Annotated in this window: 11 protein-coding genes and 1 rRNA gene; 7 read left to right on the top strand and 5 right to left on the bottom strand. The window is 63.2% G+C overall.

The window, feature by feature from the left end; all coding sequences use genetic code 11:
* Nucleotides 1-64 precede the first annotated feature (64 nt).
* The 4 genes from rrf to L1O02_RS04910 all read left to right on the top strand — a co-directional run bounded on the left by rrf (nt 65) and on the right by L1O02_RS04910 (nt 3894).
* A 5S ribosomal RNA gene (gene rrf / locus L1O02_RS04895) occupies nt 65-180 on the top strand.
* Nucleotides 181-328: 148 nt separating this feature from the next.
* Entirely contained in the window at nt 329-988 is a 660-nt protein-coding gene (locus tag L1O02_RS04900) for a paraquat-inducible protein A (RefSeq protein WP_235759631.1), read from the top strand.
* Complete coding sequence (locus L1O02_RS04905) at nt 975-1598, top strand: paraquat-inducible protein A (RefSeq protein WP_060841108.1); 624 nt, start codon at nt 975-977, stop codon at nt 1596-1598. Before L1O02_RS04900 ends, L1O02_RS04905 begins: the two co-directional genes overlap by 14 nt.
* Nucleotides 1591-3894 (top strand): MlaD family protein, encoded by a 2304-nt coding sequence (locus L1O02_RS04910; RefSeq protein ID WP_060841107.1) that lies wholly within the window; start codon nt 1591-1593, stop codon nt 3892-3894. The genes L1O02_RS04905 and L1O02_RS04910 overlap by 8 nt, the downstream gene beginning before the upstream one ends.
* Nucleotides 3895-4050: 156 nt before the next feature.
* Here the strand turns inward: L1O02_RS04910 and mksF are convergent, their stop codons facing one another.
* Genes mksF through mksB form a run of 3 tightly spaced genes read right to left on the bottom strand, consistent with a single transcriptional unit; the run spans nt 4051 to nt 8871 of the window.
* Nucleotides 4051-6900 carry an Mks condensin complex protein MksF gene (mksF, locus tag L1O02_RS04915; RefSeq protein WP_235759633.1) on the bottom strand — a complete coding sequence of 950 codons (2850 nt, stop codon included), beginning with the start codon at nt 6898-6900 and terminating at the stop codon, nt 4051-4053.
* Nucleotides 6897-7604: an Mks condensin complex protein MksE gene (gene mksE / locus L1O02_RS04920; protein WP_047285462.1), complete on the bottom strand. Its 708-nt coding sequence runs from the start codon at nt 7602-7604 to the stop codon at nt 6897-6899. The genes mksF and mksE overlap by 4 nt, the downstream gene beginning before the upstream one ends.
* The gene (gene mksB, locus L1O02_RS04925) at nt 7594-8871 is read right to left on the bottom strand and encodes an Mks condensin complex protein MksB (RefSeq protein WP_060841105.1); all 1278 of its coding nucleotides are present in this window, start codon (nt 8869-8871) and stop codon (nt 7594-7596) included. Before mksB ends, mksE begins: the two co-directional genes overlap by 11 nt.
* A 179-nt stretch (nt 8872-9050) precedes the next feature.
* On the opposite strand from mksB, the gene L1O02_RS04930 reads away from it, so the two are divergent.
* Nucleotides 9051-9848, top strand: coding sequence for an energy transducer TonB (locus tag L1O02_RS04930; protein WP_235759635.1), 798 nt, complete (start codon nt 9051-9053; stop codon nt 9846-9848).
* Entirely contained in the window at nt 9845-10297 is a 453-nt protein-coding gene (rimI, locus tag L1O02_RS04935) for a ribosomal protein S18-alanine N-acetyltransferase (RefSeq protein WP_235759637.1), read from the top strand. The genes L1O02_RS04930 and rimI overlap by 4 nt, the downstream gene beginning before the upstream one ends.
* Nucleotides 10298-10436: 139 nt before the next feature.
* Here the strand turns inward: rimI and L1O02_RS04940 are convergent, their stop codons facing one another.
* Nucleotides 10437-10769 carry a serine kinase/phosphatase gene (locus tag L1O02_RS04940; protein ID WP_235759639.1) on the bottom strand — a complete coding sequence of 111 codons (333 nt, stop codon included), beginning with the start codon at nt 10767-10769 and terminating at the stop codon, nt 10437-10439.
* Between the two features lie 152 nt (nt 10770-10921).
* On the opposite strand from L1O02_RS04940, the gene can reads away from it, so the two are divergent.
* Complete coding sequence (gene can, locus L1O02_RS04945) at nt 10922-11566, top strand: carbonate dehydratase (protein ID WP_060841102.1); 645 nt, start codon at nt 10922-10924, stop codon at nt 11564-11566.
* Between the two features lie 46 nt (nt 11567-11612).
* Here the strand turns inward: can and L1O02_RS04950 are convergent, their stop codons facing one another.
* Nucleotides 11613-12785, bottom strand: coding sequence for a hypothetical protein (locus tag L1O02_RS04950; RefSeq protein WP_235759640.1), 1173 nt, complete (start codon nt 12783-12785; stop codon nt 11613-11615).
* Nucleotides 12786-12805: the final 20 nt, after the last annotated feature.

Consider the following 12805-nt stretch of genomic DNA (forward strand, 5'->3'; position numbering starts at 1 on the left):
CACAAACCTATTACATACCCATTCGCTGGCACGTTGCACAAGCAACGGACTGGCTACCGAATTTCTTGACGACCATAGAGCGTTGGAACCACCTGATCCCATCCCGAACTCAGAAGTGAAACGATGCATCGCCGATGGTAGTGTGGGGTTTCCCCATGTGAGAGTAGGTCATCGTCAAGATTAAATTCCGAAACCCCAATTGCGAAAGCAGTTGGGGTTTTGTTTTTGCGCGTGGAAAAATTGCTCTTATTCGCAAACAAATTTGCACAGTTATTTTCGAATTGGAACACTAGAATAGCTGCTACTTTCTCCACTTCCAGAGCCTTCTATGCCAGATCCGGTTGACGCCCCCGGGTTGTCAGAATTACCACTGGACGACCTGGTTGCCTGTCATGAGTGCGATCTGCTGATGCGCAAGCCAACGCTTGCTCTCGGCGAGAAGGCTCAATGCCCGCGTTGTGGCTATGAGCTCTACGCACACCGGCACAATGTCGTTGAGCGTAGCCTGGCTCTGGTGATCGCCGCCTTGTTGCTCTATGTACCGGCGAACTTTCTTCCCATCATGCAGCTCAATCTATTGGGACAGTCTTCCGAAGATACCGTCTGGAGCGGCGTGCAAGGCCTGTTCGATACCGGTATGGAAGGCGTGGCACTGGTGGTGTTCCTGTGCAGCATGGGCATCCCCCTGATCAAGTTGATTTGCCAGCTCCTGGTCCTGTTGAGTATTCGCTGGGACTTCGGGCGCAGCTATGGCCTGCTGCTCTACCGCATCTATCACCACCTGCGTGATTGGGGAATGCTCGAGGTCTACCTGATGGGGGTGCTGGTGGCCATCGTCAAATTGGCTGACATGGCCTCCATCACCGTGGGCCTGGGCCTGGTGTGTTTCATCAGTCTGTTATTGGTGCAGGTCTGGCTGGAGGTGGTGATGTCGCCTCACCAGATCTGGCAAGCGTTATCGGGAGAGGATGTGCATGCGGGCGATTGATGCAGGCATTCTGATTTGTAGCGAATGTCACGAATTGAACCGGCAGGAAGCCGACAGCGACGAGCAGACCTGCACTCGTTGCGGAGCCCTGGTCCATCCCCGCCGTCCCAACAGCATCCTGCGTACCTGGGCGCTGCTGCTCACCGCCGCCATTCTCTATGTTCCGGCCAATCTGCTGCCGATCATGACGGTCAGCTCACTGGGCCAGGGCGACCCCAGCACCATCATGTCGGGGGTTATCCAACTGGTGCAGCACGGCATGTTTCCCATTGCCGCGGTAGTATTTGTCGCCAGTATCCTGGTGCCCACCTTCAAGCTGGTGGGCATTGCTCTGTTGTTGTTCTCGGTGCAGCGCCACCAGCCACTGTCGGCACGGCAACGGATCATCATGTACCGCTTTATCGAGTTCATCGGTCGCTGGTCGATGCTGGATATCTTTGTCATCGCCATCCTGGTGGCGGTGGTCAACTTTGGACGGCTGGCCAGCATCGAAGCCAATCTCGGAGCGGTCGCCTTTGCCAGTGTGGTGATTCTGACCATGCTGGCCGCAGTAACTTTCGATCCCCGACTGATCTGGGATAACACGGAGTCGGACGACGACCATGAGTGATTTGCCTACCGCCAAAACCCGCCCGGCCTCCAATTGGTCAGCCATCTGGGTACTGCCCCTGATCGCCCTGATCATCGGTGGCTGGCTGGGCTGGCGTGCCTACAGCCAGACCGGCATCGAGATCCAGTTGCGCTTTGAAAGCGGCGAGGGGATCCAGGCCAACAAGACCGAAGTGGTCTACAAAGGCATGCCCGTGGGCAAGGTCAAGACCCTGGCCCTGGACGATGAGGGTAACTCCAAGGGCGTGATCGCCACGGTCGAGATGAACAAGGACGTCGAACAGTACCTGAAGACCAACACCCGCTTCTGGCTGGTCAAGCCCAGTGTCAGCCTGGCCGGCATCACCGGATTGGAAACCCTGGTTTCCGGCAACTACATCGCGGTCAATCCCGGCGATGGCGAGCCTGCGCGCAAATTCAAGGCCCTGGCCGAAGAGCCGCCGTTATCGGACGCCAAGCCCGGCCTGCACCTGACCATCAAGGCCGAACGCCTGGGCTCGTTGAACCGCGGCAGCCCGGTGTTCTACAAACAGATCCAAGTCGGACAGATCAAAAGTTTCCTGCTTTCCGAAGACCAGAACACGGTCGAGCTCAAGGTCTATATCGAGCCCACCTACGCCAACCTGGTGCGCAAACACACGCGTTTCTGGAACGCCAGCGGCATCAGCATCGACGCCAACCTGTCCGGGGTCAAAGTGCGCAGCGAGTCCCTGTCCAGCATCGTCGCCGGCGGTATCGCCTTTGCCACGCCGGAAAACCGCAAGGACAGCCCGCCTACCGACCCAAGCCTGCCGTTCCGGCTCTATGAGGATTTCGACGCCGCCCAGGCCGGGATCCGGGTCAAGGTCAAGCTCACCGATTTCGAAGGGCTGCAAGCCGGACGTACCCCGGTGATGTACAAGGGCATCCAGGTGGGCAGCCTGAAAGCGCTGAAGGTCGACTCCGATCTCACCAGCGCCACTGCCGAGCTGACCCTCGATCCGCTGGCCGAGGACTACCTGGTCCAGGGCACCCAGTTCTGGACCGTCAAACCCTCCATCTCCCTGGCCGGCATCACCGGCCTGGAGGCGCTGGTCAAAGGCAACTACATCGCCATTCGCCCCGGCGACAAGGGCGCTGCGCCCCAGCGCGAGTTCGAGGCCCGGGCCAAGGCCCCGCCTCTGGACCTTCGAGCCCCGGGCCTGCACATGGTGCTGTTCACCGACAACCTTGGCTCCCTGGATGTGGGCAGCCCGATCCTCTACAAGCAGGTCAAGGTCGGCTCGGTGCAGAGCTATCAGTTCTCTCACACCCGCAAGCAAGTGGTGATCGGCGTCCATATCGAGAAAGAGTACGAGTCGCTGGTCAACGGTTCGACCCGTTTCTGGAACGTCAGCGGCATCACCCTCACGGGCGGCCTCACTGGCGGCATCCAGATCAAGAGCGAGTCGCTGCAAAGCCTGATGGCCGGTGGTATCGCCTTCGAGACGCCGCTGCCCAACGTGCCGCTGAAAAAGCGCATTCCGCGTTTCCGTCTGTTCGCCAACCAGGAAGAAGCGGCGCAGCGCGGCATCCTGGTCAACATCAAGGTCGATCGCGCCGATGGGCTGCGTGCCGGCACGCCGGTGCGCTTCAAGGGCCTGGATGTGGGCAAGCTGGAGGAAGTGACCCTCAGCGCCGACCTGCAATCAGTGATGCTCAAGGCGCGCATCACCGAAGTGCCCGAGCGTATCGCCCGGGTCGGCAGCCAGTTCTGGGTGGTCAAGCCGGAACTGGGGCTGATGAAGACCTCCAACCTGGAAACCCTGGTTACCGGTCAATACATCGAGGTCCAGCCCGCCGCAAAGAATCAGGGCGTGCAAACCAGTTTCGTCGCCTTGCCGCAGCCGCCGGAGGCCAGCGTTGCTGAAGCGGGTCTGAGCCTGGTACTGAGCGCGGCGCGCCGTGGTTCGCTGAAAGTGGGGGTGCCGGTGACCTACCGCGAAGTGACGGTGGGCAAGGTGACCGGCTACGAGCTGGGCCAGACGGCTGACCGGGTACTGATCCACATCCTCATCGAACCCAAGTACGCGCCGCTGATTCGCGGTGGTACGCGCTTCTGGAACAGCAGCGGATTTGGCGTGGACTTTGGCCTGTTCAAGGGCGCCACAGTGCGTACCGAGTCCCTGGAAACCCTGATCCAGGGCGGTATCGCCTTCGCCACCCCGGATGGCGAGCGCATGGGCAACCCGGCCCGCCCGCAACAGACCTTCCCGCTGTTCGACAAGTTCGAAGATGAATGGCTGACCTGGGCGCCCAAGATCCCCCTCGGCAAATAACCCTCTCGTAGGAGCCGGCTTGCCGGCGAAGAGGCCCTCAAGTCCGGCGTTCTTCCAGAGGACGCCTTCGCTGGCAAGCCAGCTCCTACAAAAGCTATCCAATAAAAAAGGCCGCGCTCCCAAGAGCGCGGCCTTTTACGTTGCAGCGTTACCCAGTCAGACTTCGTCCAGTTGCGCTTCTGCCTCGGCTTCGGGTTCCACGTTCAGAGTCGCCTTGACCTGATCGTGACGGCGGATGAACTTCCAGTCCGCCTCGTCGATGTAGATGCCGTTTGGCCCGCTGCCGCCTTCCAGGTCGATGGCCACCTGGGCCGACACCTGCGGCTTCACACTGGCCAGGATCGGTACGAAGCCCAGCTGCAGGCTGGTTTCCAGCAGCGCCGCCTGGTTGCGTTCGTCGATGTCCGCCGCTTCGTCGAGGTAGTAGGGCAGACGGATGCGCCCGGCCTGGTCGCGGTCCATCAAGTGCAGCAACAGGTACATGTTGGTCAGCGCCTTGATGGTCATGGTGGTGCCGTTGGACGCCGCGCCATCGATGTCGGTGTGGATCACCGGCTGGCCATTGACCTTGGTGATCTCGAACGCCAGCTCGAACAGGTCCTTCAGGCCCAACTGGTTGTGGTTGGCCGCTACCAGCCGCGCCAGGTACTCCTTGGCCTCTTCGTTCTTGTTGTCCTGCTCGGCGCTCTGGCTCAGGTCGAACACCGACAAGGTCTCGCCTTCCTCGTACTGGCCGGCGCTGTGGATGATCTGGTCGATGTGCTTGAGGGCTTCCTTGTTCGGCGCCAGGACGATGCGGAAGCTCTGCAGGTTGGACACCTGGCGCTTGTTGATCTCGCGGTTGAACAGCGCCAGCTGGTGTTCCAGGCTGTCGTAGTCACTGCGGATATTGCGCAGGGTCCGGGCGATATCGGTCACCGCCGCGCGGCGCGCCTTGCCCAGGGTCAGGGCTTCGTCGGTGCGGTGGGCATAGGCGTTGATCAGCAGTTGCAGGCGGCGCTCGACGTCATCCTCGCTGTCGAACTTGGCCACGCCCTTCAGGCGCACTTGGGCATACAGCGCCTCGATCTGCCCGTCGACCCGCTGCAAGCCCTGCCAGCTGTCCTGGTAGTCGTTGAGCAGTGGCAGCAGGTTGTCCATGGAGTCGTCCACCGGATCCATGAACGGTGTGCCGAACGGCAGGTCCGCCGGCAGCAGCTGACGGCGGCGCAGGGCGTCGTCGAGGGTGCGCTGCTTGGCTTCCATGTCGGCGATCTGCCGGCCCACCAGTTGCAGCTTGGCGGACAGTTGCTGGACGCGTTCGGTGAAGGCATCGCTGGAGCGCTTGAGTTCGTCCTGGGCGGCTTCCATCTGCGCCAGCTGTTCCAGCTTCTCGCCTTCCTCGGCGCTCAGGGTCTGGGCGCGGCGGAAGTCTTCCAGGGCCTTCTGCGCATCCAGTACCTGCTGGTACAGGGCTTCGGTCTGGGTCTTGCTCGCGGCGCGGTCGGCGGCCACGGCGGCCTGGGTCTTGAGCTGCTTGAGTTCTTTTTCCAGACGCTCTTTCTGATCCCGCAGGGCGGCGCGGTCGGCCAGGGCCTGCAAGGCTGGCGGCTCGATGTGGGAGATGTCGATGGTCAACCCCGGCACTTCGAAACGCTCGCCCTTGAAGCCGTCGAGGATCAGCTCCACCGACTTCACCCACTCGCCGTTGTCGTCCAGGGTGATGCCATGCTCGCCCAGGGGCAGGCTGAACAGCGCGCTGTTGAACAGGCGCATCAGGCGCTCCACGTCCTGCTGGGAGAACTCCTCGCGCAGACGGGCGTAGCTGTTGTTGTCGGCATGATCGAGCTGCTGCTTGACCGACTTCAGGCGTTTTTCCAGGTCCCGCAGGCGTTCTTCCAGGTCTTCGGCGGAGAACTGCCGGGACTGGGCCAGGGCGCCGGCCAGCTCATCGTGGGCATCCTTGGCCGCCAGCAGTTGCTGTTCCAGGACCTTGACGTCATCCACCAGGGCGAAGCGGTGCTTGAGCACCGACAACTCACCGAGCCAGCGCTGGGTGCCGGTGATTTCCCGTTCCAGGCGCATCATTTCCTGGGTGCTGCTGCGCTGGTCGTTCTGCAGCGCGTCCTGCTCATTACGGTAGTGCTCGGCCTGTATGGTCAGCTCTTCCTTGCGCGCGCCGGCGTAGTCCGACCAGGTGCCCAGCAGCGAATCCAGCAGCGGCGACAGGCGGTGCAGCTTGCCCCGCAGAATGTCCCGCTGCTTCACGCCGTTGGCCAGGGCTTCCACCAGAGGGCCGGCGGCCACCAGGGAGTTGTAGTCCTGCTCCATGCGCCGCACATCGCGGAAGGCTTCGTCGCAGGCGGCGATGTAGTCGACGCTGCCGGAGCGTAGGCTGTGCTCGAAGGCATCGAGGAACAGCTGCTTGAGCTTGGCCGCGGTGATTTCGCGCATGTGCAGCAGGTTGATGAACAGCGCGCGGAAGGTTTTCAGGCTCTGTTCGCTGGTGGAGCGCAGCGGGATCAGGGTCAGGTCCAGGGGGATCGAGGTGTGGCCGCCCACCAGCAGGCGCCGCAGTTCATCGGGCTTGAGCTCATAGGCCTTCAGGCCCTGGCGCTCCAGGTTGGTGAACAGCTCTTTCTGCCGCAGGCAGGTGTCGTCCTTCTGGTAATGCGCCAGGTCCAGCTGGCCGGCGTAGGCGAAGAACTGGTGGCCGAAGCCGCCGCCCGGGCCGCGTCCGACCACGCCGATCACATGGGGGCCGTGGGGCAGCGAGACTTCCACCAGGATGTAGCTGGTGTCGGAGGCGAAGTAGAAGCGCCGGGACTGTTCCAGGCTGTACTTGCCGAAGCTCATGTCCGACATGCGCGCCAGGATCGGGAATTGCAGGGCGTTGATCGATGCCGACTTGCCCAGGTTGTTGGCCCCGTAGACCGACAGCGGCTCTTCCAGGGGGAACAGGCCCAGGCTGTAGCCGGCGGTGTTCAGTAGGGCAAAGCGGCGGATGCCGTAGCGTTCCTTGCTCATGCGTCGAGCTCCTGTTCTTCGGCGATGGCCCGGGCCAGCGCGTCTTCTTCACTTTCTTCGGACTCGTCGAATTCGCTCAGGTCCAGCGGGTCATCGGTCTGCAGCAGTTTTTCGTCGCTGTCGTCGTCCACCAGCACCGGGGTCGGCAGCGGCAGCACGCTGTGCAGGCTGGCAGCCAGGTCGCGGTCCTGCTGCACCGACAGGCAGACATCGAGGAAACGGTGCATCGGCGGCAGGAAGCGGTAGATGCCCGGCTCCTCGGCGGCGAAACCCAGCTGGGTCATGCGGCGCATGATTTTCTCTTCCAGCTCTTCCTGGGTCTGCACTTCGGCCTGGATGAACAGGTCACGGTATTTCTCCAGCAGCGACGGCAGTTCGTCACGGCCGAGGCTGCCGCCATCGAGCACGGCGATCGGGTCGCGGCCCTGGTCGGCCAGGTGCTCCACCAGGATGAAGGTGAACAGCGCCAGGCGCTGGGCGGTCTTGTTCACCTGGGCGGCGGCGTTGTCCGGCACGAAGTAGTAGAAACCCCGGGTGTCGCACACCAGCTCGAAGCCCAGGGCCTTGAACAGGGTGCGGTACTGGTCCTGGAAGTTCGACAGCTGAGCGTACAGCTCCGGGTCGCGGCGGCTGACGTGGTAACCCTTGAACAGCTCGCGGAAGATCGGCGCCAGCTGGGACAGTTCGGAAAGATCAAGATGCATTGGCGTTGCTCGCAGAATGCTCGGCGGCGTCATCGCGGGCCGAGAGCAGGGCGAAGGAGCGCAGGCTGACCTGATGCTCCTGGGTGTGGTAGTCGCGGCGTTCGAGGCGCTCGCGCTTGAAGCGTTTTTCCCGCGACAGGCGCGAGAACCAGTACAGCAGTTCGTCGGTGGCGCCATCCGGCTCCTGGTCCAGCAGCCAGCTCATCAGGTCCGGCATCGGCAGGGCGTCTTCGCAGCGTTCGAGCATTTCCCGGACCGTGCGCGGTGCCTTGGGGGCAAGGCCTTTGTGGGTCTTGTGGGCCTTGGGGAAGCGCGCCGGCTTGGGCTCGAAGCGGGCCAGGGCGTAGACATAGGCTTCCACCTGGCCGGAGCTGCCGAGAAAGGTGCTCTGCGGGCGGGTAAACATCGGCATCGCCGCCTGGGGCACCGCGTCGATGCCCTTGCGCCGGATGGCCGCCAGGGCCAGGGCCGCGCCACGGGTCACGGCGTTGTGCCGGCGGGCTTCCTCACGCAGCGGCAGCAGCAGTTCCCGGGCATGGCGCAGGGTCAGCTGGGCGCTGGTCTGCATTTCCAGGATCCGCGCGTGGGTGCGCAGCAGCATGTCGTCGTCCACCAGGTGGCCCAGGCGCTGCTGCTCGGTGAGCAGGCGCAGCAGGACATTTTCCACCTTGCGCACGCCCTGCTCGAATGCGCCGTCGGCGTTCACCAGCTGGATCATCGGTTCGACGTATTCGTCCCAGGTGGCCAGCACCTCGGCGTAGCGCTGGCGCAGGGGAATCTGCCGGTCGCTGGTCTTGGCCCGCTCGGCCACGGCCACCAGGGCCTGTTCGTCGTTGGCGAGCTTCTTCAGGACATCGCGCACGCGCATGTCCAGCAGCCGCAGCTGGCGCGCCAGGTCGTTGCCGTCGCGCACGTCGAAGGCGTCCTGGATGTACCCGGCCAGACGCTCCAGGTGGCGCAGGTAGGCTTCGATCTCCAGGCACAGGCCCAGGCGGTGCTCACGGCGCAGGTAGGCGAGGAAGTCGTGGATCTGCGCATTGAGCTCGAAACGGTTCGGGCTTTTCGCCACCGGGACCAGGATGTCCAGGCGTATCCATACGTCCAGCAGGTGGGTGATGTCCTGGGGCGTGCTGTCCAGTTGTTGGGCAGCCAGCTGTGAACGCAGTTCGGCAAGACTCAGGGTGCCTTGGTCGAAGTGCTCGCACAGCGGCTCCAGAAGTGCCCAGTGTTCGGCGAGGGCGCGCAAGACGCGCTTGGGTTCGATCATCGGAATGGCCGGCTGGTTGGCAATGAAAAGCGGCGATTGTACTGCATCAGGGGGCCGACGATTCACCCCCGGGCCCAGGTATGAGACGGACTGTCGCTTTTGCGCGCAATCAACAGCAGGCGATCTTTGGCGAAGGACGGTAGAATCCCCCACCTCAGTTATCCACAAGTGGCCGACCTTTGCTTATCGAGTCCCGTCGTCGCGCTTATCTGTCCGCCATGCAGGTGGTCAGCTGGCTGCCGCGCAGCGAATTGCCCTTTGCCGCCCCTTCGCGTCCTGAGTTGCTGGCCTTGCCGGAACCCGAGGTGCAGGCCCCGCCTGCCCCTGTGGTCGAGGCCAAGGCCCCGGCGGCGGCTGCAAGGACCGTCGAACGGCCGAAAATCGAGGTGCCGCGTCCGTCCACCGCGCCTGCAAAGTCAGCCAGCAAGCCAGTGGCCGAGGGCGAAGAAGCCCCGGCTCCGGTGGTCAAGGCGCCGGTGGTACCGCCGCCGCGTTTTGCCTTGCAGTTGCTGCGGGCCGGCCGTTGCCTGCTGCTGGTGGAGTTACCCACAGGCGAAGCCTTCCAGAGCCGCGACCCGGCCTACTTGCTGCTCAAGGACATGCTGCGCGCCGCCGGCCTGCCGGACAGCCCGCAGATCCTCGCCGAGCCGGTGCGCTGGCCGATGCTGACCCGGGGCAACCTCGACCAGGGGCCGGAAGCCGCCCGGGATTTCGTCCAGGCCTTTGTCGGCGTGCGCATCGAAGAAGAGCCCTGCGTCTGCCTGTGGCTGATCGGTCTGCCGGCCGTACGTTTCGCCGGGGAAGCCAACGCCGAATCCTACAACCGTGAACTGCAGGTCGAAGGCCTGGGGTCGGCCTGGGCCTTGCCCGGCCTGGAACTATTAATGGAAGAGCCACAGCGTAAGGCTGATGTCTGGCAAGCCATGCGTCGGCTGATGGCGCGCTGGAAACACACTGATGAGCAGAATGACCGATGAGTGACGCGTTGACCTTCCGTCTGGCCACCGAGGCGGACCTGGATGCCATCCTGAAAATCGAATATGCCGCGTTCAGTCACCCCTGGACCCGGGGTATTTTCATGGATGCCTTCAAGTCCTACGAAGTCTGGCTGATGTTCGAGGGCAGCCAGCAAGTGGGCCACGGGGTCATCCAGGTGATCATCGACGAAGCCCATCTGCTGAACATCACCGTCAAGCCGGAAAGCCAGGGCCGCGGCCTGGGCCTGCGGCTGCTGGAAGAGCTGATGAAGCGCGCCTACCAGAAGAGTGCCCGGGAGTGCTTCCTCGAAGTGCGTTCCAGCAACCAGACCGCCTATCGGCTGTATGAGCGTTACGGCTTCAATGAAGTGGGCCGGCGCCGCGACTATTACCCGGCGGTGGGCGGTCGCGAAGACGCCCTGGTGATGGCCTGCACCCTGGTCGACTGAGCCTTCAACCAGCACGCAGGCCGCTGTAGGCGCTGGCTTGCCAGCGAAGACGCCATTCGCGGCGATGGATGGCTTGCGGGCCTCTTCGCCAGCAAGCCGGCTCCTGCGGGAGAGGGCGTCATTAAATGTGGCGCCGAGCTCAGGGTTTGCCGTCCAGCGGGTCGCGACGTGCCAGTTCGGCTTCATCCAGACCGCTGCCACCGCCAATGTCCGTGGCATCGACAATACTCAAGTCCCAGTCGGCGGGTTTATCGGCCCCGACTTCCCGGGCAGAACGGGCCCCATCCTCGCGGATCAGGGTTTCCGGGCTCAGGTCGTCGTCGCTGGAGCCGTCGCTGGTGAGGCCGGTGCTGCTTAGGGCGCCGGGTTCGTCGTCATCGAAATGCAACTCCTCCATGGACCCCATGCGATCCTGATCATCGTCGATCGGCTCGGGCTGGGGCGCGCTGAAGGGGCGTCGTGATTCGGTCATGGCGATTGCTCATACTTTTAGGGGCTTGCAGGGTGGACCCACAGCCCCGGCGAAGATTCCCCGGCAGGGATAACCGGTATCTGCAGTCATTGGCGTGACCCCGACGGGCACTCGTCTGTCAAAGCTGCGCATCATTCTTGAGGCTTCACAGCATGAACGAACTACAAGATCTGATTGATAACAACGCGCGTTGGGCCGAGGCGATCAAGCAGGAAGACCCGGAATTCTTCTCCAAGCTGGCCCGCCAGCAGACTCCGGAGTACCTGTGGATCGGCTGCTCGGACGCCCGGGTGCCAGCCAACGAGATCGTCGGCATGTTGCCGGGCGACCTGTTTGTGCACCGTAACGTGGCCAACGTCGTGCTGCACACCGACCTCAATTGCCTGTCGGTGATCCAGTACGCGGTGGATGTACTCAAGGTCAAACACATCCTGGTCACCGGCCACTATGGTTGCGGCGGCGTGCGCGCCTCGATGCAGGATCGCCAGTTTGGCCTGATCGATGGCTGGCTGCGTTCGATTCGTGACCTGTACTACGAGCACCGCGAGGCGCTGGCGCAACTGGCCACTGAAGAAGAACAGGTCGACCGCCTGTGCGAGCTGAACGTGATCCAGCAAGTGGCCAACGTCGGCCACACCAGCATCGTGCAGAACGCCTGGCATCGCGGGCAGAGCCTGTCGATCCACGGTTGCATCTACGGGATCAAGGACGGTCGCTGGAAGAGCCTGAACGCGACCATCAGTGGTTTCGAACAGCTGCCACCGCAATATCGCCTGCGTCCCCTCGGCGCGGTCTGAACGCGCCCTGGCCGCTGCGTGAAGGCGCAGCGGCCAGCGGCGGACTTCAGAGGTGCGGCACCTCGGTGCTTGGCGCCGGTGCCGGGGCCTTGAGCTGGTTGAGCTGGGTCTTGACCGGTGCACTGGTGCACTTGGCCGCGGCCTGCTGCTCGGTCAGCTTGCGTACCGAGGTGTAGAACAGTTCGCAGGTCTGCTCTTTCTGGGTCACCTGCCAGGTCTGGGTGCAACTGCTGAGCAGGGTGCTCGGATCCGTTCCCGGCTTGCTGCCCATGCCGGCCTGCCAGCAGGCCGCGCTCAAGTCCTGCCCCATGACTTTCAACCCGGCGGCGTCGGCCTTGGCCTCGTCGTTGTCATAGTTGGCCGGGTCCGCCGCGTACCAGATGTAGCTCGGGTGGTTGGCACCCAGGACCGGCACCTTCACCCCTTCGCTGGGGCTGATCTGCGCCAGGCCCAGCACATTCACCGTCACCCCGTATTGCTGCTTGAGCCAGTTACGCACCGGCGCCCCGAAAGCCACCATCGGCAGGGCTGCGCCGCTGGCGTTCTGGCTGACCTGCTTGACCATGCTGGTCTGGTAGCTGTTGAAGTAGCCGTAGACCCCTTCCAGGCTCTTGCCGGCGCTGGAGGGCGCGGCGATCGGCGCGATATCGACGATGGTCTGGTAGGCCGGAGTCTGCTCGGCGGCGATGCCGTTGACGGTGAGCAGCGAAGCCCAGCGGTCGGTGGTGGCCGACTCCAGGTAGTCCTGGTAGTGGGTCAGCGAATAATCCGGCGGGAAGTGCAGCAGCTCCACGCTCTTGCGGTTTTCCAGGGCCATGCCCAGGGGCAGGAACAGGTACCAGCTGAAATCCCAGTGACCGTCCTTATTGAGCTGGCTGGCGCCCTTGTAGGCCAGGTCGCCGGCATCCAGCAGGGCGCTAAGGGGCTTGGCGTAGCCCTGGGGCACGCCGCTGATGGAGGCGACAACCTTGTCGTTGGCGGTTTTCACGCTGACCTTGGCCGCGCTGTAGCCATCGCGCTGCACGCTTTGGGTCAGGTAGTGAGCCACCGTCTCCTCCAGGGTCCAGTTGCGATAGCAGATCACGTTGCAGTTGTTGGGGTAGGCGAAGAGTTGGGTGACGCGCTGGGGGCTGCCCAGGTCGACCTCGACATCGGCCATGACGCTGGTGCTCAACGCGGCGGCCGCCAGGGCCAGGGAGATTCCTGCGAATTTGAACATGCTCAGATCCTTTTCAGCGT

Source organism: Pseudomonas sp. BC42 (assembly GCF_021560055.1).
In the GTDB taxonomy this organism is placed as follows: domain Bacteria; phylum Pseudomonadota; class Gammaproteobacteria; order Pseudomonadales; family Pseudomonadaceae; genus Aquipseudomonas.